Origin of the sequence: Alkalihalobacterium elongatum, assembly GCF_019024285.1 — a bacterium.
Lineage (GTDB): Bacteria > Bacillota > Bacilli > Bacillales > Bacillaceae_F > Alkalihalobacterium > Alkalihalobacterium elongatum.
Genome location: NZ_WMKZ01000009.1, coordinates 1 through 22,232, shown reverse-complemented (window position 1 = coordinate 22,232; position 22,232 = coordinate 1). Strand labels below are relative to the sequence as shown.

22 protein-coding genes and 1 other RNA gene are annotated in these 22,232 nt (G+C 36.3%); 4 read left to right on the top strand and 19 right to left on the bottom strand.

The window, feature by feature from the left end; genetic code table 11:
• Nucleotides 1-13 precede the first annotated feature (13 nt).
• The 9 genes from GKP30_RS11470 to GKP30_RS11430 all read right to left on the bottom strand — a co-directional run bounded on the left by GKP30_RS11470 (nucleotide 14) and on the right by GKP30_RS11430 (nucleotide 11,760).
• A complete protein-coding gene (locus GKP30_RS11470) occupies nucleotides 14-1,462 on the bottom strand; it encodes a hypothetical protein (protein ID WP_216829585.1) in 1,449 nt (482 codons plus the stop codon).
• A gap of 679 nt (nucleotides 1,463-2,141) precedes the next feature.
• Nucleotides 2,142-3,323, bottom strand: coding sequence for an iron-containing alcohol dehydrogenase (locus tag GKP30_RS11465; protein ID WP_216829584.1), 1,182 nt, complete (start codon nucleotides 3,321-3,323; stop codon nucleotides 2,142-2,144).
• 65 nt (nucleotides 3,324-3,388) lie between these two features.
• Nucleotides 3,389-4,837: an aldehyde dehydrogenase family protein gene (locus GKP30_RS11460; protein WP_407928609.1), complete on the bottom strand. Its 1,449-nt coding sequence runs from the start codon at nucleotides 4,835-4,837 to the stop codon at nucleotides 3,389-3,391.
• Between the two features lie 150 nt (nucleotides 4,838-4,987).
• The gene (locus tag GKP30_RS11455) at nucleotides 4,988-6,265 is read right to left on the bottom strand and encodes a TRAP transporter large permease (protein WP_216829583.1); all 1,278 of its coding nucleotides are present in this window, start codon (nucleotides 6,263-6,265) and stop codon (nucleotides 4,988-4,990) included.
• On the bottom strand, nucleotides 6,262-6,759 hold the full coding sequence (locus GKP30_RS11450) for a TRAP transporter small permease (RefSeq protein WP_216829582.1): 498 nt from the start codon (nucleotides 6,757-6,759) through the stop codon (nucleotides 6,262-6,264). The genes GKP30_RS11455 and GKP30_RS11450 overlap by 4 nt, the downstream gene beginning before the upstream one ends.
• Nucleotides 6,760-6,829: 70 nt before the next feature.
• Entirely contained in the window at nucleotides 6,830-7,843 is a 1,014-nt protein-coding gene (locus GKP30_RS11445; RefSeq protein WP_216829581.1) for a TRAP transporter substrate-binding protein, read from the bottom strand.
• A gap of 204 nt (nucleotides 7,844-8,047) precedes the next feature.
• Nucleotides 8,048-9,049 (bottom strand): LacI family DNA-binding transcriptional regulator, encoded by a 1,002-nt coding sequence (locus GKP30_RS11440; RefSeq protein WP_216829580.1) that lies wholly within the window; start codon nucleotides 9,047-9,049, stop codon nucleotides 8,048-8,050.
• Between the two features lie 299 nt (nucleotides 9,050-9,348).
• Nucleotides 9,349-10,098, bottom strand: a complete 750-nt coding sequence (gene nfsA, locus GKP30_RS11435; protein ID WP_216829579.1) for an oxygen-insensitive NADPH nitroreductase — start codon at nucleotides 10,096-10,098, stop codon at nucleotides 9,349-9,351.
• 162 nt (nucleotides 10,099-10,260) lie between these two features.
• The gene (locus tag GKP30_RS11430) at nucleotides 10,261-11,760 is read right to left on the bottom strand and encodes a carboxypeptidase M32 (protein WP_216829578.1); all 1,500 of its coding nucleotides are present in this window, start codon (nucleotides 11,758-11,760) and stop codon (nucleotides 10,261-10,263) included.
• Nucleotides 11,761-11,907: 147 nt separating this feature from the next.
• On the opposite strand from GKP30_RS11430, the gene GKP30_RS11425 reads away from it, so the two are divergent.
• A complete protein-coding gene (locus tag GKP30_RS11425) occupies nucleotides 11,908-12,213 on the top strand; it encodes an iron-sulfur cluster biosynthesis family protein (RefSeq protein ID WP_216829577.1) in 306 nt (101 codons plus the stop codon).
• Between the two features lie 107 nt (nucleotides 12,214-12,320).
• On the opposite strand, the gene GKP30_RS11420 is transcribed toward GKP30_RS11425, so the two are convergent.
• Nucleotides 12,321-12,569, bottom strand: coding sequence for a DUF2564 family protein (locus GKP30_RS11420; RefSeq protein WP_216829576.1), 249 nt, complete (start codon nucleotides 12,567-12,569; stop codon nucleotides 12,321-12,323).
• A gap of 192 nt (nucleotides 12,570-12,761) precedes the next feature.
• Between GKP30_RS11420 and GKP30_RS11415 the strand changes: the two genes are divergently transcribed.
• On the top strand, nucleotides 12,762-13,295 hold the full coding sequence (locus tag GKP30_RS11415; protein WP_216829575.1) for a CBO0543 family protein: 534 nt from the start codon (nucleotides 12,762-12,764) through the stop codon (nucleotides 13,293-13,295).
• A 39-nt stretch (nucleotides 13,296-13,334) separates the two neighbouring features.
• Here GKP30_RS11415 and GKP30_RS11410 read toward each other — a convergent pair whose 3' ends face one another.
• The 6 genes from GKP30_RS11410 to GKP30_RS11385 form a co-directional block, all read right to left on the bottom strand.
• Complete coding sequence (locus tag GKP30_RS11410; RefSeq protein ID WP_216829574.1) at nucleotides 13,335-14,492, bottom strand: THUMP domain-containing class I SAM-dependent RNA methyltransferase; 1,158 nt, start codon at nucleotides 14,490-14,492, stop codon at nucleotides 13,335-13,337.
• 145 nt (nucleotides 14,493-14,637) lie between these two features.
• An RNA gene (gene rnpB, locus GKP30_RS11405) (RNase P RNA component class B) lies at nucleotides 14,638-15,028 on the bottom strand.
• An 83-nt stretch (nucleotides 15,029-15,111) separates the two neighbouring features.
• A complete protein-coding gene (locus GKP30_RS11400) occupies nucleotides 15,112-15,501 on the bottom strand; it encodes a reverse transcriptase-like protein (protein ID WP_216829573.1) in 390 nt (129 codons plus the stop codon).
• A 62-nt stretch (nucleotides 15,502-15,563) separates the two neighbouring features.
• The gene (gene gpsB, locus GKP30_RS11395) at nucleotides 15,564-15,872 is read right to left on the bottom strand and encodes a cell division regulator GpsB (RefSeq protein WP_216829572.1); all 309 of its coding nucleotides are present in this window, start codon (nucleotides 15,870-15,872) and stop codon (nucleotides 15,564-15,566) included.
• Between the two features lie 98 nt (nucleotides 15,873-15,970).
• Nucleotides 15,971-16,519: a DUF1273 domain-containing protein gene (locus tag GKP30_RS11390; RefSeq protein ID WP_216829674.1), complete on the bottom strand. Its 549-nt coding sequence runs from the start codon at nucleotides 16,517-16,519 to the stop codon at nucleotides 15,971-15,973.
• 113 nt (nucleotides 16,520-16,632) lie between these two features.
• The gene (locus GKP30_RS11385; protein ID WP_216829571.1) at nucleotides 16,633-16,962 is read right to left on the bottom strand and encodes a CotD family spore coat protein; all 330 of its coding nucleotides are present in this window, start codon (nucleotides 16,960-16,962) and stop codon (nucleotides 16,633-16,635) included.
• Nucleotides 16,963-17,376: 414 nt separating this feature from the next.
• Here GKP30_RS11385 and GKP30_RS11380 point away from each other — a divergent pair, with 414 nt between their 5' ends.
• Nucleotides 17,377-17,700, top strand: a complete 324-nt coding sequence (locus GKP30_RS11380) for a 2Fe-2S iron-sulfur cluster-binding protein (protein ID WP_216829570.1) — start codon at nucleotides 17,377-17,379, stop codon at nucleotides 17,698-17,700.
• A gap of 52 nt (nucleotides 17,701-17,752) precedes the next feature.
• Here the strand turns inward: GKP30_RS11380 and GKP30_RS11375 are convergent, their stop codons facing one another.
• The 3 genes from GKP30_RS11375 to GKP30_RS11365 all read right to left on the bottom strand — a co-directional run bounded on the left by GKP30_RS11375 (nucleotide 17,753) and on the right by GKP30_RS11365 (nucleotide 21,705).
• A complete protein-coding gene (locus GKP30_RS11375; protein WP_216829569.1) occupies nucleotides 17,753-19,036 on the bottom strand; it encodes a ribonuclease H-like domain-containing protein in 1,284 nt (427 codons plus the stop codon).
• Nucleotides 19,026-21,317: a DEAD/DEAH box helicase gene (locus GKP30_RS11370; RefSeq protein ID WP_216829568.1), complete on the bottom strand. Its 2,292-nt coding sequence runs from the start codon at nucleotides 21,315-21,317 to the stop codon at nucleotides 19,026-19,028. Before GKP30_RS11370 ends, GKP30_RS11375 begins: the two co-directional genes overlap by 11 nt.
• 112 nt (nucleotides 21,318-21,429) lie before the next feature.
• Nucleotides 21,430-21,705, bottom strand: coding sequence for a hypothetical protein (locus GKP30_RS11365; RefSeq protein ID WP_216829567.1), 276 nt, complete (start codon nucleotides 21,703-21,705; stop codon nucleotides 21,430-21,432).
• Between the two features lie 232 nt (nucleotides 21,706-21,937).
• Between GKP30_RS11365 and GKP30_RS11360 the strand changes: the two genes are divergently transcribed.
• On the top strand, nucleotides 21,938-22,117 hold the full coding sequence (locus GKP30_RS11360) for a hypothetical protein (RefSeq protein ID WP_216829566.1): 180 nt from the start codon (nucleotides 21,938-21,940) through the stop codon (nucleotides 22,115-22,117).
• Nucleotides 22,118-22,232: the final 115 nt, after the last annotated feature.

Genomic DNA, 22,232 nt, shown 5'->3' with positions numbered 1-22,232 from the left:
AATTATTTATCTTTTACTTATAATTTCGCACGTAATCTTGGATGGGTCTTACATTATAACTAGGATATTGTTCAATCCAACCTACATCAATTATTTCCTCACCTTCACCACCATCAACGATAATGCGTACAGGAGACTGGAAAGTTGCCAACTGATGATAGCTTTCCGTATCCTTCGGCGTAATAGAGAACGTAACTGTCTCTCCTTGAACAAATTTCCTTAACTTATCGTCATGATCATCACTAGTGTTTAAGCTATTTTCTACTTGCCAGTCAAATGTAAAATATTCGTGGACTTCTTCTGTAAAAGGTACTGCAAGCTCATCAACGATCTCAAAAGATTTTTGGACTTTAAATGTTAAAGTATATCCATCAGAGTTACCCCTCCCACTTTGAAGGTCCATAAATTTAGAAGGATCTGTTTTTAGCTTAGGTAACTCTATATATTGCAACTGTCCATCATTTCTTAAATGCGTACCGTCGTATAACCTTAATCCACCATTAGCTAAATCATTTAAACCTTCATGGTGTGCTGGTCTAAAATGTAACTGATCTATTGCAAAGTAATTCTCGAAATAAACAGTATTTTGGTTGTGAAGCTCGTCGTAGAAACTAAAATACGGTTCTGACGATTCCCCTTTTCCATTATGCAGAAAGTAAACATTTGCAAAATCTTCTCCAGTCGTTGCAATAAATGCTGGTAATAGCAGCGGTTCCTCTATACGCCATTGATTAAGCCACATCATACTCCCAGTCCAAGATAATATTAAGATTACAAATGCTGGTATTATTAGTCTTTTCTTTTTAACATAAAAAGGTACTTCTTTTCCTTGTGCGTCTTGTTCTTCGATTTCACTAAATAATTCTGTCTCTGCTATTTTCTTCATCCGATAAGCCGTCATTAATATTCTGATAAACGCGATAAAGCTTAATAACAATAAAATGAAAAATACGATAGAAAACCACATAGGAAAAATTACAAATAACGGCATACTAAACAGCATTATTCCATTCACCACTACATAAAAGTTCCTACGCCTAATGAAGGTTGGCTCCCACTTATCTTGGTTCGACCGTTTGATCAGTTGAATATAATAGTTCATTAATAATATCACAAAGGTGAGAGTTAAAACTTGTTCGATCCCATCAATAATAAAAAACAAATTCATAACTGGTAGATCATACGTAATAAATCCACCATGTTGCTGCATAGTAGGTAAGCTATCTAATCCTATAAATGACGAAAACCATGCTATAGCTGAAAAGACAATCAATCCGTTAGTCCAAGGCATCAGTACTCTTGCACCAGTATCCTGCTTTGATACCTCTCGAACCCCAAATAATACGAGTAAAAACCCAATAAAGTTAGGTAACAATGAAAAACCGTTTATATCGAAATTTAAAAAAACAATTAAAAGCCCCCAAAAGATCGAGGATAAACCGTGTCTATAATGATTTACCATCTCCCTCTCCTCCTATTTATAATAATTATTAATAAGTATTGATTATTTTTTAAATGATGGTATTATTATAATATAAAGTTTTATATAAACTAGCAAACTCTAATGAGCTAATTTTACCATTTCGATCCAGCTATTACACCCAGTTAAAATAAATAAAATTAAATCAAAAAGGTGTGAGACCAATGCACAAAAAACCAATATGTCCTAGATGCGAAACCGAAGTAAAACAACTAAAGCACAGTACTATATGCAAATGTGGAGTAAAATTTAAAAAAGTTAAAATCATTGCCTAAAAAACAGAATTGTAAGTCAGTCTATTTATTTACGTATGAACCCAATATTAGTTCCAACAAGTAAAAAAAGAGCTTGAGAGTATCGCTTCTCAAGCTCTTTTTGTTATGTTATCAGGCATATTGTATTTCATATAATAGGTTTATAGACGAAAAGCCTATTTTGACAAATAGGTATTGTTACTTTCACTTATAGTTTAGTTGAATATGGTCCTGATTCTTGATTTATGGTCCAAACTTTAGGTTTTATTGTCCGAATTCTTGATTTATAGTCCTACACACGTAAATTCGCCTTCTCCTTTTTATTAAATGGCTACCTGTTTTTAAATGTCTTAATACATAAAGAAACCGCAAAAGATCGACAAATCCATTGCGGTTTCTTTATTTCATTATACTTCTAGAGCTTCTCTTACTTCTCCGTAAGCTTCTTGGTAAATTTTTTCGATATCTTTTACCGTTAAAGTACGAGGATTATTACTTAATAGGCGATCAATTTTACTAGCTTCTTCTGCAAGTGCAGGAATATCTTCTGCTGATACACCTACATCTTTTATTGATTCAGGAATACCTACATCTTGAGATAATCTTGCCATTGCATGAACCGCTAATTCTGCAGCATCTCTTGTTGATAGCCCTTCTACGTTTTCACCCATTGCTTTAGCAACTTCTGAAAACTTTTCTAGATTAGCCACAACATTGTATTTCATAACGTAAGGTAAAAGTAATGAGTTCGCTACCCCATGTGGGACTTTGAATTTTCCACCTAGAGGATAAGCTAAAGCATGCACAGCACCGACACCAGCATTTCCTAAAGAAATACCTGCTAGCAGGCTTCCCATTGCCATGTCTTCTCGAGCTTTTAAATCTCTTCCGTTATGAACAGCTGTACGTAATGAACGCGAAATTAATTTTATTGCTTGAAGTGCAATTCCATCTGTTAATTCATTTGCGCGAATCGCTGTGTAAGACTCAACCGCATGCACTAAAGCATCCATACCAGTTGCAGCAGTCACAGCTGGAGGAACTGTTAGCGTTAACTCTGCGTCAACAATCGCGATATTTGGTAATAAATAAGTACTTACGATACCTTTTTTAACTTTATCACGATTATCCGTAAAGATAGCATTATACGTTACTTCAGAACCTGTTCCTGATGTTGTTGGAATTAAAATAAATGGTAAGCCTGGATTTTTAATATTATCGATCCCAACCATATCCCGTACATCTTCCGTATTCGTCATCATAACAGCTAGTAATTTAGTAACATCAAGTGCACTTCCACCGCCGACACCAACGAATACATCGTAACCTTTACCGCTTATTTTTGATGCCATTTCTTCTAGAATTTCAAAAGGAGGTTCTGGAATAACATCATCAATTATATCTACTAAAATCGATTGTTCTTGTAATGGTTCGATGACCTTATTCACCAAACCTGTTTCTCTAATAATCTTATCAGTAATGATCAGTACTTTCTTTCCACCTAGCTTAGCCACTTCTTCTCCAACTTTAGCTACTGATCCGCTTCCAGTAATTAATTGTCCAGCTGTTTGAAATATTGAAACGTTCATCTCTCCGACATCTCCTATCCTAAGCTATTTAATTATTTTCTGTCTCTATCTAGTTTCAACTACTATTATCCTAATTTAATTCCAACAAACTTAATTTCTGTCATATCTTCAACAGCGTATTTTACGCCTTCTTTACCAACACCACTAAGCTTAACACCGCCGTATGGGTAGTTATCTTGACGGTATGTAGACATTTCATTAATCCACACTCCACCTGTTTCTAACTCATCTGCTAAGCGCATCGCACGATTAATGTCTTTTGTAAATACACCAGCTTGCAGACCAAAGTCAGAATCATTAGCGTAGCCAATTACTTCTTCTTCTGTTTCAAACGGAATGATCGATACGATTGGTGCAAATACTTCTTGGCAAACAACTTTCATTTGTGGTTCAACGTTCACTAAAACGGTTGGCTCAAACAGATTTCCTGTGCGTTTTCCACCTGTTAATAGTGTAGCTCCCTGAACTTGTGCTTCATCTACCCACTCTTCTGCACGTTTAGCTGCTTCTTCAGTAATCATGGGACCGATATCCGTCGTTTCATCTGTTGGATTTCCGATTTTCAGCGCTTTTACTTGTGGAACAAAAGTATCTACAAACTGTTGATAAACGTCTTTTTGGACATAAATACGTTGAGCTGAAATACAAACTTGACCAGCGAATGCAAATGCACCTTTTACTAAACTAGTAGCAGCTGTTTCAATGTCCCCATCATTGAAGATGATATTAGGAGAGTTTGATCCTAATTCCAACGTTACTTTTTTAAGTCCTGCTTGTTTTTTGATGATTTTTCCTACTGTCGGGCTACCTGTAAATGTGATCTTACTGACTCGGTCATCCGTTACAAGCTTTTCACCCATCTCTGAACCAATACCCATTACAAGGTTTAATGCCCCTTTAGGTAGACCTGCTTCTTCAAATAATTTTGCTAACATAAAAGAAGTGAACGGTGTTTTTTCCGCTGGTTTTAAAACAACTGTGTTCCCCGCAGCAAATGCTGGACCTAATTTGTGTAGTGCTAGGTTTAGAGGGAAGTTAAATGGTGTAATTGCCACAACAACACCAATTGGATTACGTCGTACCATACCAATACGATTTTCTCCACCAACAGCACCATCCATTTGAACAAGTTCACCCTCGATTTTCTTCGCCTCATCAGCAGCAAAGTTAAGTACCTGAACGGCACGACCGACTTCACCACGTGCATCGCGAATTGGCTTACCTGCTTCTAGCGCTAAAACTTGGGCGAACTCCTCTGTTCTTCCAGCCAAAAGTTCACCTGTTTTTCTTAAGATTTCTGCACGACGATGAGCTGGCAGCTTTTTCATCGTGTTACGGAACACACTTTGTGCTGTTGCTAAAGATAATTCGATATCTTCATTTGTTGCTAAGTCAATCGTCCCAACAACTTCACCATCAAAAGGGCTTTTTACTTCTAAACTACTTCTACCTGAACCTTTTAATTCTTCACCATTAATTAATGAACCGAAATGTAACGGTGTACTTGCCATCATAATCTCCTCCTCTTAGAAAAACATGATTTTATTACCAAGAAATGAACATCCTAATAAGGGGAATACTCCCCTTATTTCATATAGAATGTTTACATATTTGTGTTGAATTGGTTACGTTTTTGAATACGTATTCATACACTATGCTAGTCATCACCTAAACATGTTAGGAAGCCATAAAACAATCTCTGGAACAAAGGCAATAATCAGTAGTGCAATGAATAATGTAATGATAAACGGCAGAACCGCCCTACTTGCTTTTTCCATCGATGTACCGAGTATCGGAACAGTAACAAATAAGTTAACTCCTACAGGAGGTGTCGCCATACCGATTGCTATTGCTACTACCATAACAATCGCAAAGTGAACTGGATCCATACCGATCGCTATTGCAACTGGTGCTAGAACTGGACCAAGTAACATAACAATTGCAGCACCTTCTAAGAACATCCCAATAAACATCAATAATAGAATGATTAATAAAAGAATAATAACTGGATTTTCAGTAATAGATAAAATTGAATCTGCAAATGCTTGCGGAATTCCAAAGTAAGCCATAATCCAACCAAATGGAGCAGACATTGCAACAACTAGAAGGATAACTGCAGAAATTGTACCTGTTCGAATTAAACTATCAAAAATATCTTTTACTGTTAAACTACGATAGATTAACCCACCAACTAAAAACGCGTACGCTGCTGCAACAGCACCACCTTCTGTCGGTGTAAAAATACCGCCACGAATACCGATAACAATAATAATCGGCATAACAAACGCTAATGATGCAGCTAACGTTACTTCAAAAAGACCTTTCCAGGTAAATGGAATTTTTGCTGTTGGATAGTTATTTTTTACTGCAACAACATAAGAAACAATCATTAATAATGCTGCAATCACTAAACCTGGAACGATACCTGCCATAAACATTGCGCCAATTGAAACATTCATCTGTGCTCCGTACAGGATCATAATAACACTCGGTGGAATAACCGGTGCCATAACCCCCGCACTCGCAATTAAAGCAGCTGTAAAGCTCTTTTTATAGCCTTCTTTTTTCATTGCTGGTCCAAGTGTTTTACCTAATGCAGCAGTTTCTGCAACTGCAGATCCTGATAACCCTGCAAAACCAGCACCTGATACGACTGTCACGTGGGCTAGGCCACCACGGAAACGTCCCATAAAAAATTTAGCAAAATTGATCAATCGATCTGTAATCCCAGAACGACTCATCAACTCACCCGCTAAAATAAAAAACGGAATCGCCATCATCGGGAATGACTCGGTCGGGTTATAAAGCGTTTGTACAAATACATCAAATGGTAATTTAGCCGTTGCGATCATAAAAACAACGATGGCTACCCCTAAACTAAAAGAAATCGGTATCCCAATAATTAAAGAGATTAGAAACGGAATAATAAGCCAAAAAATCATTTTATGATCACCTCCCTAAGGTCTCGAACAATGAAGTGTAACATATGGATGATCATAAGTGCCCCTGCAAATGCAACACTTAATCGAGGCCAAAACAATGGAATGCCTAATGCGTTTGACGTAAAATTCATACTATTAAGTGCAAATCGGAAGCCTACATAAGTAAGTAAAATAATAAAAGCAAGCATTAGTAACTTCGTGATAAAACGAAGAATTTCCTGTCCACGAATGGATAGTTTTTCAACAAACATATCAATGTTAATATGCTCTAATTGTTTTAATGCAATCGCTGATCCTAAGAACGTCATCCACGCCATTAAGAATGTTGTAAATTCCTCTGGCCAATTTAAGCCAGTGTTAAACATATACCTTAATGCCACTTGAAGAATGACCGCTAAAAACATCGAGCCGACGATTACACCGAGTGCAATCTTAGAATAATGATTAAGAGTATTACTTACTCTTTCTAGGTTTTTATCTAGTTGCTCTAGCAAGACATTCAACTCCTTTAAAAAAGAAAGAGGCTTAAAACGTTCGTTTTAATGTTTAAGCCTCAAGTTTTAATTATTGTTGAGCCGCTTGAATTCGCTCAATTAAATCTTGATCTACTTTATCTGTGAATTGATCCCAGATTTTCACTGAAGTTTCAACCCATAATTGTTGCTCTTCTTCTGTTGGTGTATAGAATGTAACACCTTCATCAATCATTTCTTGCTTTAACTCATCAGCAAACTCAGGTGATTGCTCAAAGTTAAACTCTTGTGCTGCAAGTGCCGCATCACGAACGATTTGCTGTTGTTCTTCTGTTAGACCATCAAAAGTTCTTGGGTTCATAAATGCAATATGAAGGGCATGAATTCCACCTGTTTCAGTTACGTGACGAATTACTTCGTGTAAGTTAGCAGTTACTGCCCAGTGTGGTTGTTGTACTAAACCGTTAACAACGCCTTGCTCTAGTGCCGAATACACTTCAACCCAAGTAATTGGTGTAGCAATCGCACCTAAAGACTCGACATATGCCATTTCAATTGGACTTTCAGCTGAACGGAAACGTAAACCTTTTAAATCATCTGGAACTTTCACTTCACGCTCTGTGTTCATAACATGACGGTGAGTACCAGGGTCTAAGAAGAATAGTAGCTCTAAATCTAAGTCTTCTCTTGTTTTCTCTCTAAATTCTTGACCGATTTCTCCCGATAACACTTTATGTGTCGCATATACATCTTCAAACATGTAAGGTAAGTCAAATACTAGGAATAAATCAGTGAATGGTGCCATATTGTTTGTAGCTGCGGAAGCAACATCAAGAGTATTACTTTTTAGCATTTCGACTCCTTGAGTATCCCCCGCTAAAGTTGCACTATGGTGAATACGTACAGTAACCTCTCCTTCTGAACGCTCTTCAACTTCTTCTTTAAACTTCTCGTACGTTAAGTAAATAGGTGTTCCTGGAGCTGCTGTATGTGAAAGTACGATTTCTGTACTGTCACTCCCACCTGCACCTGAACTTGCTCCACAACCAGCTAATGCAACAATTAGAAGTAAAGCTGATAAAGCTAGTAAAAGTTGTTTTTTCATTTCTCTTTTCCCCCAAAAATAAATTTATTTTGTTTGCGTTTGCATAATGAATTACTTCTCAAGCCTATCAAGTTAAAAGTACAACCACCTCCTTAAAGTAATCAAAAAATGTATACGTATTCATATGAACCGAAAACAAAATTCGATCCCTGTTGATAAAAATAACTTTTTAGGATGTATACGTATTCATAAATTACCTAAAAATTAATAACTTGGTTTGCTTGTTGTTTTTCGAACTGCTAGATGTGGTTCTAATTTAATTTGTTGATAGTTTCCTTGCTGAATATTACCTTCAATAATATGAATAAGACTATTGACCGCAATCTCACCCATCTGGTGAATATTATGAGCGACACTCGTTAATTGGATTGCTTGGTGACTGGCAAGTGCAATATCATCAAAGCCAATTAAACTTATATCTTCTGGAATACATTTTCCCATTTTCAGGCTAACGTCCATAGCCGTTAAGGCAATTTGATCTGTTGCACAAAGTACCGCTGTAGGCTGTGGCTGTATACTTAGAAGGTCATACATCGCCATTTCTGTTTCTTTTGCTGATGTATCTACAATTTTCAAATACCGTTGATCAATTTCAATTCCTCTTTCACAAAGAGCTTGAAAACATCCCTCTTGTCTTTCAAGAAAAGTAGACACATTGGTTGGGCCCATTATCATACCAATCTGTTTATGTCCTAGTTGGAGAAGATGGTCCATTGCTATTTTTCCAGCCTTAACATTATTTAAAATAACATAGTTTCCAGCTTTTTTATGTTTGCGATTAATTTGAATATAAGGTGTACCACTTTCGGAAAAGAAGTCATACATTGGTTCATCAATATTAATCGACGACTGGATAATCCCAGCAACATTATTACTTACAATATGTTCATAGATTTCTTCTCGATTTGGTTGATTATCAAAATAAACCATCGTATTGTAACCTTTTTTCGTTGCTAAGTTAATAATAGCTGTCGTAATTTCAGAGTAGAACGGGTTTTCTAAGTCACCTGAAATTAGTGCAATTGTCTTTGTTTTTTTCATTACAAGACTTCTAGCGATCATATTCGGACGATAATGTAGTTCAGCAATCGCTTTCTCTACTTTTTCTTTTGTTTCTTTCCGAACATTTGTAGCACCATTTAACACGCGCGAAACTGTAGCTTGAGACACCCCTGCTAATTTGGCAACTTCTCTCGATGAAATCATTGTATCCCTCTTTTTCCCCATTAGTTCTCTTTTTCTATGTATTTATGAATACGTATTCAAGAATGAATAAAAAAATAACTTCTTAATGACTCAAATTGTAACAGAAAGTTTTGATTTTGTTAACAACTTTTTTAAATTTTTTTGTCGAATTTTGAAACAATGTGAAATATCCATTGATTTTACTAGTCTTAATTTTGGTTACAATATGTAATCAGTATTCAAAACCACCGAAATAGAACTCATAAAAAAGCTTTTGATAATAAATGTTTCTTTTACCAAAAGCTTCGTATGGCGTTTCATTAGTGTTTTGAAAACCCTTTATTTTGAATAAATTCTTTCATGTACTGACGTTTCTGATTGGATAACATTTGTGCCATTTGTTCGGTCCAAGTATCCTTCCTTTTACCATTTGTTCTTTTTTCATAATAGGAGGAAATAACTTCGTTGTATTCCAGTAATTGTTCTTTTAAAACACCATTATTTTCGTGATAGCTATCTTCATGATAAATATGTTCGAGTGGTAGACGTGGTTTAACATCAGGAGATTGGTCAGGATACCCAACAGCAAGACCAAACAATGGAATTACTTTTTTCGGGACTTTTAAAAGTTTACAAACTTCTTCTAGGTTGTTCCGTATTCCACCGATGTAAACTACTCCGAGCCCCATTGATTCGGCAGCAACAGAAGCATTTTGCGCTGCTAATGCTGTATCGATTAAGGAAACCATAAATGTTTCCATACTTTCTAATGATCCTGATAAGTCTTTACTTTCCATGTCACTAATTAGTTCATGACGGTGTATATCTGCACAGAATACAAAGAAGTGTCCGTTTTTCGCAACATATACTTGGTTCCCTGCTAGTTCAGCTAACTTTTCTTTTTTCTGCTTATCCTTAACACCGATAATAGAATACGCTTGAATAAAACTTGACGTTGATGCTGCTTGCGCACTTTTTACAATCGTTTCAATTTGTTCCTTTGTTAACGTACGTTCTTGAAACTTTCGAATTGATTTATGATTTAGTAGCGTTTCAATTGTTACATTCACTTTTTTCACAGCTCCTTTTTTATTAAACTTCTTAGTAGCGTTTTGAAAGACATGCTTCTCTCATTTACCCACTCTTATTTCCATCCTTTATGTCATTCTATGTTATAGGAAATAACAAATACTCCTCCCCTACAAATGAGGAGAGGAGTTTCTGTTTAGTAATTAAAACTGGTAAATGTCACCGTACTTTTTAGTAAGGTAGTTCACTAGGTAGCTTGAATTAATGCCTTCTCCAGTAATATCCTTTAAAATTTCAACTGGTTTTTTCATTTTTCCATATTGATGAACATTCTTTGTTAACCATTCTTTAATTGGTTCAATATTATTCTCGGCAAGAAGGTCACCATAGTTAGGAAGGTCTTTATCCATAGCAGCTTTCATTTGTGCTGAATAAATATAGCCTAATGCATATGATGGGAAATAACCAAATGCTCCACCAGACCAATGCACATCTTGCAGTACACCTTCAGCATCATTGGATGGACGTACGCCTAAATATTCTTCCATTTTGTCATTCCAAATTTGCGGGAGATCTTTCACTTCAATTTCATCACTGAATAAACCTTTTTCAATTTCATAACGTACAATAACGTGAAGAGCATAAGTCATTTCATCTGCCTCAATACGGATGAGCGATGGACCTGCCACATTAATTGCACGATAAAAATCTTCTAATGAAACATTATCAAACTGACCATTTGAATGTTTTTGTAATAGCGGGTAATTTGCTTTCCAGAATGATGGGTGACGCCCGATCATATTCTCGAAGAACAGTGACTGTGACTCATGGATTCCCATCGACGTACCATCACAAAGCGGTGTACCGATTAAATCCTTAGAAATATTTTGCTCATAAACCGCATGACCACATTCATGAATCGTACCAAAAATAGCTGTACGGAAGTCTTTTTCATCATACTTCGTTGTGACACGCACATCATTTGGATTTAAACTAATGGCAAACGGATGAACAGTTTCATCAAGACGACCAGCTGCAAAATCATAGCCTAAATTTTGTAGAATTTCTAAACTTAATTGACGTTGTTTTTCTTTTGGAAAATGCTCAAATAAAAAATCTGTTTTAGGTTTTTGGCTTGAATCTTTTACAGCTTGAACTAAAGGAACTAATTCCTTTCGAAGGTTCCCGAATACTTCATCTAGAATGTCAACAGTAATTCCTGGTTCATAATCGTCTAATAAAGTGTTATATTTATGTCCTTCGTAACCCCAGTAATCTAAGAAGCGCTTTTTTGTTTCCACGATTTTTTCTAGATACGGTTGGAACATCTCAAAGTCAGACTTGGCTTTTGCTTGCTCCCAAATAGCTTCAGACTTTGACTCAAGAATTACATATTCTTTATATTCTTTTTCAGGTATCTTTTTATTTCGATCATAATTTTTCTTACATTCTTCAACTGTTTTTCTTACGATTTCGGAAGTTTCGTTGCTCTCACTTAAAGTATCTATGTATTCTTTCATTTGATCAGATGTAGACATATTAAAAATTTCAGTTGAGAGTGTACCAATTACTTCTGAACGTTGCTCAACACCTTTCCTAGGAGCTCCTGTGCGCAAGTCCCAAAACATTAACGAACGAGCTTCGCTAAAGTTTTCCATCTTTTTAACATACTCTAAAAAATCTTTCTCAATTTCTTTTGACATCTCTTATACATCCTCTCTTTATTGACAATATTTCGAAAACTGAAATACAACTTTAATTATAAATTTTCTTAAGACAAATGTTAACTATTTTTACTCGACAAAGAATTTTGTTATGATGTTTTAGTAGAATGAGGGAGGGTAACAAAAATGAACATATCTATTACTTCAGCAGCTGCACGCTTTTACAAACAAGAAGTTCTTTTGGGTGAAGATCAACCTTTACGACTTTTTGTTCGTGTTGGAGGTGTCGGTTCTGGTGGTTTTTCAGTAGGCATCAGCAAAGAAAAACCTACACACAATTCTTATCATACGACTGTAGAAGGTATTACCTTTTTTATTACTGAAGATGATGCTTGGTACTTTGAAGGCATGACTATTGATTATAATGAAGATTTGAATATGATGATATTTTCTAATCCGCAATTTGAAGACATATATCATCCTGAACAATAGAAAGCGGCTGACTCATACGCAAAGTCAGCCTATTATGCTATTCTTGGTTGATAATAAATGATTATAACTTTATTTTTAAAAGGAGCACCAGATTTTGTACATACTCTTTATTTTTTTGCTTCTTCTAGTTGATGGTCGATTTTTTCGATCAATTCAGATGAGATTTCAAAAAAGCGCTCATCTACACCTGTTTGATGCGACGCAGCGGTATAGTATTGTTTCTTTGCTTGTTGTACCGCTTCAGTTGCCGCTTGTAATTGATCTTCGTCCATACTCATTGTAGCTTGTCCAACCATACGTTCTGCGGCTTTTATTGCCATTTCTACTTGTTTTAAATCGTTATACGGCTCTGACATACACTATTCCACCTTTCGTTCATATAGTGCTATTGTATGTCTAAAACAGCTAAATTATTCACAACGAAGTTTACATAATAATTTTATGGGTAATTTATTTTTGTGGGACATTTTACGTTATTATTGGATACTTTGGTTTTTAAAGGGAAAATTAAACCTTATCAATTGTTTTAAGATAAGGTGGATAAATACATGCACTTTACATTAACTCTAATCGTCGTTATTGCCATTTGGGTAAAAGGAGATTATAAAAACTGGCAAAAGTACCATACAACAATGCTTTATTATGCACTCGGTAATTTAACATACAACTTTCTATGTGCGAATTATCTACTTTGGAAACTTGATCCTGACATTATGCCAAATCATTCAATGACCGAGATGCTTTATACTTTTGTTGTTTTCCCAGGGACTATTTTAATGTTTTTACGACATTATCCGAGTACCTTTAAAAAGCAAATTATTCATAATAGTATTTGGATAGCTATTTATGTAGGGATAGAGTATTTTTTCCTTTTAACTGGACGAATTTATTATCAATTTGGTTGGAATTTAGGTTGGTCAGCATTATTAGTAGCGATTATGTTCCCGATGTTTCGTTTACATCATAAACGACCTATACTCACTTATGTAATTTCAGTTATTATCACCATCCTCCTCGTTTGGATTTTCGATGTTCCTGTCGATGTACCTATTGAGGAAAGACCTAGGCATGATATCAGATAAAAAAAGAGACACCAAGCAGCAAATGCTTGGCGTCTGTTGTTATTGTTCAGATAAATCGACTGGTTTGGGTGGTCTTGGTCCCCAATATTGGTATAGATCAGTACGGATTTTCCCATTATATAATTTCCGCTTTTTGGTTGCTTTTTTACCATATAGCTCTTCAAATTGTTCATTCGAAGTTAAAACATAAATTGACCACGTTGGAATATGTTCTTGAAAGATTTTGCCCATTTCTTTATATAATTGCGCCACTTGTTCTTTTTCGCCTAGGCGTTCCCCGTATGGTGGGTTAGCAATTACACAGCCGTATTCTCGCTTCGCTCGAAGGTCGGTTACTTGCATTTGCTTAAAGCGAATAATATCAGTAAATCCAGCTTCAGCCGCATTATGCTCTGATAATTCAATCATTCTGTGATCAATATCAGTTCCGAGAATATCTAACTCTTGGTTATATTTGGCTAAATCCTCAACTTCCATTCTCGCTTGATCCCATTTATCCTGTCCAATCCAACCCCACTGCTCGGAAGCGAATTCTCGCATAAATCCAGGTGCAATATTTTGCCCGATCATTGCTGCTTCTATAGGAAGAGTTCCAGACCCGCAAAATGGATCAATTAAAGGCTTGTCCGCTTTCCAATTTGTGAGCATGATAAGTGCTGATGCTAACGTTTCTTTTAATGGGGCTTGGTTAGAGCGGTATCTGTAGCCGCGTTTATGTAAACCATCTCCACTTGCATCTATCGTTAGCGTCGCTATATCTTTATGTATTGCAACTTCAATTCGATAAAGCGGACCATCTTCCTTAAACCAATCGGTACGATATTTTTTCTTTAAACTTTCTACGACTGCTTTTTTGACGATCGCTTGACAGTCAGATACACTAAATAATTGTGATTTGACTGATTTTCCTATCACTGGAAATTCTGCGTTTACTGGAATGAAATCAGCCCACGGAAGAGCTTTTGTTTTTTCAAATAACTCTTCAAAGCTTAGTGCTTTAAATTCACCGACTCTTACTTTAATACGGTCAGCAGTTCTTAACCATAAATTCGAACGACAAATCGCCATCGGATCAGCTGTGTATATAATCCGTCCATTTTCAACGGTTACATCTTCATATCCTAAATCTCTTACTTCTTTTGCTACTAGCGCTTCTAGTCCCATTGTTGCCGTAGCGATTAACGTCACTTTATCCATTTCAATCACCTACATTATAGTCTTTCACCATTATAGACATGTTCAACCAAAATCACAAATAAGGATATTTGACCAACATTACCCAGTAAAAAAGGGCAAATAAAAAAGCCCTTATACTGTGGGCTTAACAGTCATCATTTTAGCGTTCGATAAGCCATGTTTTGTCCCATTGTACTGCAAGCGGTGATGAGCCTCGTACTCAGGGGGTAATCATCTATCTACAGGTGACTAGTCACCTGTCCCTCTCTCCGTTGAATTCCTTCAAGAGGGTGCCCCTACCATAGTTTGGGTTTCTCGCTCGAGGGGTTTACCCGTTCCACTCCACTTGTTTCCAAGCGGACTACGTCACTGTGGCACTTTCAGAAGCATCACACCATATCCGAAAGGACGTAGGTGCTTACCTCGCCGTTAGCCCAGTCAAAACCAGACTACCCTAGCTTATGAATTCGCTAGGCACGAACACTACGACCATCTCAGGTCGTGCGAGCATGGACTTTCCTCTATATCATCGAGTGATATAGCAATTACCTGAACGCTAAACGCTGTGCTGTCTTATCGACAAGTATTATTATATTACGATTTAGGCTGTAGGGTCAACTGGTACTACTTTGAAGACCAGTTAATTTTTTCTTACGGCTTGTCTAGAAAGTTCATCAGCATTTTTATTTTGATTACTAGGAATCCACTTCATAAAAAACAAATCAAGTTCATCGATGTATTTTAGTGCTTGCTCTAGTAACTTTTGATAATTTTCTTTCTTAACATAGCGTTTCTCAACCGCTTGATCAATTAGTTGTGAGTCTGTGCGAAATGATACTGCTGATAAGTTTTTTTCTTTACATATTTCTAAAGCTTTTATTAAAGCCATATATTCAGCTTCATGATTGGTTAACTCACCAAGTGGAATTGCAAAGCGATCTTCAGTCCCATCCTTGTAGTTAATATAAACACCTGCTCCAGAAGGACCAGGGTTTCCAGCACTTGCCCCATCAATATATACTTCAATCAATAGAGCCTCTCCTTTGTTAATTAGTTGTTTTAGTATCTACATTTTTACCGTCATAAAAAAGATTATTCGTATAGTTTTCTACCAAATACTTCTTTTTCCAAGTTTGATAGACGTTGTAAAATATCGTAATTTGTACTTCCGACAGGTGATGATGACGTCGGAGCTTTTGGTTTTTGTTCTTGCGCCCGTTTTACTTCACGACGTAATTGTTGATTTTCTTGTTCTAATCTTTCAACTGTTTCGTGAAATTTTTCATAATCTTGAATAATTGCATCTAAAAATTTATCAACATCATCTTGATTATATCCTTTTAGGCTTGTTTTAAATTCTTTTTCTAAAATATCTTTTGCTGTAAATCGAAATTGACTCATATAAAATCCACCCCAGTTCTTAACTGTAGACTACTACTTTTACTATTTTTTCAGAATTAAGAACAATTGTCAATTTGTTCTTTTCGACTTTCTTCACGTCAAAACTCATCTAATTCTTCTTGTACTGTCGAATTTATATCATCAGGTGTGATATAGAATATAGGATAGCCATCACGTTCAGTACGCTTCAAAGCAGGTTCCAAATAATAATTCGGGGAACCTTCTTTCCATTCATCATATAAAATAACGAGACCATCACTTTTTTCGACCAAATATTGATTTTTCACCCTTAACTGTGCTGGACTTTCATATTCTTTTTTGGAGATGCTATCTACAAAATCAGCTAACCCTAGAACGTGACGGTAGTGCTCTTGATTCGCTTCACTCCAGTTTTTTTCTTGCAACAAAAAAGGCGTCATTACCGCAAGCCTTAGCTGTGAATATTCTTTTTTTAAATCAGACACTACTTCACCTGTCCAAAGCTCAACACCAAGTTGACCACTGATAAGGACCCATTCTAAACCCTCATCTAGAAGCTGGCGAAGCTTTTTTTCGATTGTCTTTTTTATGTATTGTATTCCTTTATGTTTTTGGTCAAAAATGCCTAATTCATGTCCTTTGTAGCCAGAAACTACACACACTTTTATCATATATACTCCTAACTTATTTCCCTGAACGATTTCGATAAATATTGATACATAATTATCCTAATACAAGTTAGAAAAAATGAAAAGGAGAGCAAATCAGCTCTCCCTTAGAATTACCAGCCAAAACCTGGACGTGGACGCGGGCCAAAGCCTGGTCCTCCAAAGCCTGGTCCTCCAAAGCCTGCTCCTGCTCCTGGTCCTCCAAAGCCTGCTGCTCCTGCTCCTGGTGATACAAAGTGTTGATGAGTGATTTGTTGTGATTGTGAAGCTGTTTGAGGGAAACTGTGAATATGCTTATAGTGATGGTTTGTCATGTGATGGTGATGACTCGGATGAATTTCAGGAACGATATACTCACAGCTCTGTTGAGAAAAAGTATTTTTTGTCGGGTGAACAACTGCAGGCATTACTTTTGTACATGGTCTACATGGTCTATTCCACATTTTATATTCCTCCTTAATTGTTATTCAATATTAACCTATGTAAGGAGCACTCAAGATGTACTAGTTGTTTGCCCTAATTTCCTTGATAAATTATAGGTTCGCCTAAGTTTCTTCGCTATAGTTAGTCCTATTTATAACGAAATATCTGTGTTAAAGTCTAATGTTTAATTGTAATAGTTAAATTATCTGGCATTTCAGGAACCGAAAGGTTAAGAAAACACAATAATAAATAATTAAACATCTCTGAATAAAGATTTGTTTATTTAGAATAGTGTGATTTTTTCGTCAAAAACAAACAAACCAGTAGTATCTTTTTTTGGCGAAACTACTCTAAATATGCGCTTGCTCGGGAAATACAACCCGTTTGCTTCCTGGAAATATGGGGGATATAATGGAAATAAAGGAGGGTTAATCATGGCAAAAATAACAGTTCCTGGCCAAGATACATTTGAAGTAGAAAATGGCACTAAACTAGTGTTAGCATTAGAAGATCACGGGATTGATATCCTTCACCGTTGTGGTGGTAAAGCCAAGTGCACAACCTGTAGAGTGGAAGTTATTGACGGTGAATTTGGTGAATTAACAGATATTGAAAAGGCAGCTTTTTCAGCTAAAGGAATTGATGAAAATTACCGCTTATCTTGCCAAGTTTTCGTTAATGGTGATGCTACAGTTAAGCCAATGATGACAGTAAGCGCATCAGGGCTCGATGCTGGGCCAAGACCAAGCGAAGATTAATGAAGAAAGCGTCTGACTCCATAATAAGGAATAACGCTTTCGGTTATATCCCTTAGGAGTCAGTCGCTTTAACTAATTTTCGTTCAAGCCTTTCTATTCTTTTTACGAGTTCGGCCGTTTGTTTTGTTTTTAATTTCCCCGCTAACTTTGTTGCTTCCTTGCACCAGGTTAGACCAGCTACTGCAATATCTAATGCTTTTTCATAATCTTTATTATAGTGCTCATATAGTTTGGAAAGTTCAATTGCCATTTCAACAGAAAATAAATTTCTAGTTTTGAACGATTTTGCTAAAAGTTTTATTGCATCATTCTCTCGATTAGATTGCTTATATAACTTATTCAGTAATAAAATTCCGTCTTCAGATATATTGCCTTCATCTTCTTTCATAAGCTTTTCAAGACAATCGAGTGCCCTCTCCTTTTCACCAACAAACTCAAACCACTTTCCAATCTGCAGTCTTTCAATCGTTGATAACTCTTTATTCTCATAATCTAATAAGCAGCTTGAAATATGAACATACAATGAGATTAAGGAAAGGACGTCCCATTCATTGTGCGTTAAAACACCTTTAATATAATCGGGATCAGGTTCATGTAAAAAATCAAAATACAGCATCGGCGCCATATATCCCGGTGTATCTTCTCCTCGTTCAAACTTTAATATTTCACCTTCAACAATTGAAAGCTTACAAGAAGGCAATATTTCTTTCCACAACCTCCTCGAACCATGTAGTAAATCGAAATGACCAAATGCTGGTAGCTTCGGTACTTCGTCTCTTACAAAAGTATGTCTCGTCTTTACTTGTGGCCAATCAAAAGCCTTTCCATTATAAGTTACAAGATTACTTAAGTTTTTTACATCATTTAAGAAATGATAATACATAGCCACTTCATGCTCAGGGCCAGGGAGAAAATATTGTTTTACCTTAACCCCTTCTCTTGTCAATTGACTGTATCCAAGTAAAAAAATCGTACTCCCAGCCCCACTCGACAACCCAGTCGTTTCTGTATCAAAAAACAGTAAATCCTCTGGTGATCGTCCTGCGGCGGACAAGGGATGCTTCAAACTAGTTTCGTGCCATCGCTCAACAATGTCAATCGCATCAGCAAACGTATATTTTCCATGCAGAGTCTCTAGCTCATAGTGTTTTTCCCGAAGAATTGTGTAATTTTCCTCTAGATGAATAACACTAGCATCAAGCTTTCTCCATTTATCATAAAAAGGAACTTGAGCAACAGACTCCATTATAGTAGGTGTTGGCTTAACCACTGATTCTTGGGGTGCCTCAATTGACAAGTGCTTTTTCATTCGCGAAAGTTTGCCTTTAATGGACATGTAAATCCTCCCCTGTCAATTTAGCAATTAATTTACCAACTAAGCTTTTTCCTTTTTCTCCTGTTTCAACAGATGGTCCTACACAGGACGGACAACCACTTTCACACGGACAATTGCCAACCATTTTTTGAACTTCCCTCAATACTTGGGGGAAATTCTTATAAATCTGTTCACTTAGTCCTACTCCACCTGGATAACGATCATAAAAGAAAATCGTAGGTTCTTCAGAGTGAATAGCTTTAATTTGCGGGATAACGTGCAAATCATTACGATCACACATAACAAAAACGGGTGCAACATGTTGAAATAGGTGAGCAAGTCCAGTAAGCGCTTGTTCAAGAGGCTCTTTTCCTAACTCATCCACAACATCTTTTGAGAAGCTCATCCACATCGCATTGGTGTGCAGCTCAACTTCAGGTAAATGAATCGGTCCTGAACCAATGTTTTCAAACGTCGAAAGCTTAATTTTTTTAAAGATTGTAGCCTTTGCATTGACCATGACATCCCCATACGATAATTTTGCTTCATCCATTGGTTTTTCCTTATCTTCTTCTAAAACTCTTAATTCAACAGCTAGGTTGGCATCTGTAAAATATTCGACATCAACTTCGCGAACCCATGCTTTTTTCTCATCCCAGTCAAGTAATTCTACTTGATACTGCACTCCTTGATGAAGGTAAATCGCTTCATCATGAAGAAGTGTCATTGCACTGAACGTATCCATTTCACCAATTACTTTTACATTACCAGTATTTGTTTGATCGATAATGACGACATTTTCTTGTGAAGCCGAACGCAGACTAATACCGTGAGCAGGGAATCCATCATTCATCCAATACCATTTTGACCCTTTATGATGAAGTACTTGCTCCTCAGTTAAAAATTCTAAAACTTCTTCAATCTCCTCACCATCAAACGTTTCACCGTATTTAAAAGGAAGTTCATATGCTGCGCATTTTAAATGATCAACTAAAATAATTAAATTGTTCGGATTAATACGCGCTGACTCGGGATTTCGTTCAAAGAAATATTCAGGGTGTTGAATAACATATTGATCCATTGGCGTTGAACTAGCTACCATTACGATAAGGGACTCATCCTGCCTCCGACCAGCTCTTCCTGCTTGCTGCCAAGCACTTGCAACAGACCCTGGGTATCCTGTCATAATACAAACTTGAAGTTGCCCAATGTCAACTCCTAGCTCTAAAGCATTTGTACTAACAACACCGATAACATCACCTTTTCTTAAACCTTGTTCAATCTCTCGGCGCTGTTTTGGTAAGTAACCTCCTCGATACCCTCTGATCGAAGCTGGCCCTAATTCTTTTTTTACAAGTTCTTGCAAATGACTCAAGATCACCTCAACCCTGACCCGACTTCTAGCAAACACGATTGTTTGGATCTTTTCTTTTAAAAACGTCTTAGCTAACTTATTCACATCAACCGTTGCACTTCTGCGAATATTTAATGGCTCATTAACAATTGGCGGGTTGTAAAAAAGAAAGTGCTTGCGACCTCGTGGCGCCCCACTTTTATCAATTAGCTCCATCTTTTTTCCCGTTAATTGCTCGGCCAATTCCTTAGGGTTGGCAATTGTAGCTGACGTACAAATAAACGTTGGATCACTGCCGTAAAAGTTAGCAATTCGCTTCAAACGACGAATAACATTTGCTACATGACTACCAAACACTCCACGGTACGTATGCAACTCGTCAATGATGATATATTTTAAGTTCTCAAAGAATGCTACCCATTTTGTGTGATGTGGAAGGATTGCTGAATGAAGCATATCTGGGTTTGTAATTACGATGTGACCAGCTTTACGCACAGCTTGCCGGATGTTTGGTGCCGTATCACCGTCATACGTATAACATTTAACATGAACATCAATTTCATCTATTAACTCATTGACTTCACTTTTTTGATCTTGGGCAAGTGCTTTTGTGGGGAAAAGATAAAGTGCTCTGCTTTCCTCATCTTCAATAATTTGCTGTAACACAGGTAAGTGATAACAAAGACTTTTCCCTGATGCTGTCGGTGTTACGGCCACGAAACTTCTCTTACTAACCCCTGCAGTGAACGCCTGTCCTTGATGACTATATAAAGACTTGATCCCACGGTTTGATAATGCGTTTTTTATTCGACTATCTAACACTTCTGGAAAAGAAACGTATGATCCATCTTCAGGTTCTATTTCATGCCAGTATGTTATATTTTTTGATAATTGCTCATCTTTTCTTAAAAATTCTAAAACATCTGATAATGACTTTTTACCGAACATATCATTCACCTCTATTCACTATTGTAGCGAATGTGTGTTTGTTAATAAAGAAAAAAGTAGCAGGGAAATATTCTCTACATTCCCTGCTACAATAACCCAACTATACATGATATTAAGCATTAGTTAACCTGTCATCTCTTAACCTCTTAATTATTTGTAGGGCAATTGCAGCTACAATTGTAACGATAATAAAAGAACCGACCATTAAGAATGGATTAATTACGTACCCGAAAGCCACTTCATTTTGTAAGTAAGCCACATTTTCATATGAGTTAACAATTTTGGGCACATATGAGTTCGTTAAGTAAATACCATAGACAACATGCCCGATAATGTATAGAGCGTGAACAATGATTGAAATAAGAATAGATTGAATGAATAATTTCATTTTCTCCCTCCACTGTTATTGATTTTATATAATGAATGCTTTTACATTTATTTATTATTTTTTAACTTTATCATTAAATCCAGGAGTTTGTGCAACTTTATGTATTTTATTTCCATTGGGTTATTATGTTAATATTGTTCTGTCCTTTAAATCTAATAGGTAAGAGCAAAAATCTATGAGAGAAAATCCTTTAGAAAAAAGCTTTAAATAAATTTAAAAGGAGGACTCTATTATGAAGGTTTCACCTAAATTCTTTATTAGTACCCTAATTGTATTTACGTTGTTTCTCGTATTAGGGTTTCATAAAGAACTTTCTTTATTTGTTATCATCACATGCTCATTTATCTTTGGTATGACAGTCCATCTTTTTGTTGAATTGTATACGAGACTTGAAGTCAATAAAGATAAATAGAGCATAGTTATCATCGATAGTTATTTAAGGTGATGCACATCGAGTAGGAGGATAATCATTAATTGATTATCCGACCTCTCACACCACCGTACGTACGGATCCGTATACGGCGGTT

Coding starts and splice junctions, on each gene's coding strand:
- GKP30_RS11385 (WP_216829571.1), bottom strand. CDS start 16,962: ATGTGGAATAGACCATGTAGACCATGTACAAAAGTAATGCCTGCAGTT.
- GKP30_RS11465 (WP_216829584.1), bottom strand. CDS start 3,323: ATGAACGTTTCAATATTTCAAACAGCTGGACAATTAATTACTGGAAGC.
- GKP30_RS11455 (WP_216829583.1), bottom strand. CDS start 6,265: ATGATTTTTTGGCTTATTATTCCGTTTCTAATCTCTTTAATTATTGGG.
- GKP30_RS11415 (WP_216829575.1), top strand. CDS start 12,762: ATGCACTTTACATTAACTCTAATCGTCGTTATTGCCATTTGGGTAAAA.
- GKP30_RS11430 (WP_216829578.1), bottom strand. CDS start 11,760: ATGTCAAAAGAAATTGAGAAAGATTTTTTAGAGTATGTTAAAAAGATG.
- GKP30_RS11425 (WP_216829577.1), top strand. CDS start 11,908: ATGAACATATCTATTACTTCAGCAGCTGCACGCTTTTACAAACAAGAA.
- gpsB (WP_216829572.1), bottom strand. CDS start 15,872: ATGAGTCAATTTCGATTTACAGCAAAAGATATTTTAGAAAAAGAATTT.
- GKP30_RS11410 (WP_216829574.1), bottom strand. CDS start 14,492: ATGGATAAAGTGACGTTAATCGCTACGGCAACAATGGGACTAGAAGCG.
- GKP30_RS11420 (WP_216829576.1), bottom strand. CDS start 12,569: ATGTCAGAGCCGTATAACGATTTAAAACAAGTAGAAATGGCAATAAAA.
- GKP30_RS11440 (WP_216829580.1), bottom strand. CDS start 9,049: ATGATTTCATCGAGAGAAGTTGCCAAATTAGCAGGGGTGTCTCAAGCT.
- GKP30_RS11365 (WP_216829567.1), bottom strand. CDS start 21,705: ATGAAATTATTCATTCAATCTATTCTTATTTCAATCATTGTTCACGCT.
- GKP30_RS11470 (WP_216829585.1), bottom strand. CDS start 1,462: ATGGTAAATCATTATAGACACGGTTTATCCTCGATCTTTTGGGGGCTT.
- GKP30_RS11360 (WP_216829566.1), top strand. CDS start 21,938: ATGAAGGTTTCACCTAAATTCTTTATTAGTACCCTAATTGTATTTACG.
- GKP30_RS11460 (WP_407928609.1), bottom strand. CDS start 4,837: ATGATGGCAAGTACACCGTTACATTTCGGTTCATTAATTAATGGTGAA.
- GKP30_RS11375 (WP_216829569.1), bottom strand. CDS start 19,036: ATGTCCATTAAAGGCAAACTTTCGCGAATGAAAAAGCACTTGTCAATT.
- GKP30_RS11445 (WP_216829581.1), bottom strand. CDS start 7,843: ATGAAAAAACAACTTTTACTAGCTTTATCAGCTTTACTTCTAATTGTT.
- GKP30_RS11380 (WP_216829570.1), top strand. CDS start 17,377: ATGGCAAAAATAACAGTTCCTGGCCAAGATACATTTGAAGTAGAAAAT.
- GKP30_RS11370 (WP_216829568.1), bottom strand. CDS start 21,317: ATGTTCGGTAAAAAGTCATTATCAGATGTTTTAGAATTTTTAAGAAAA.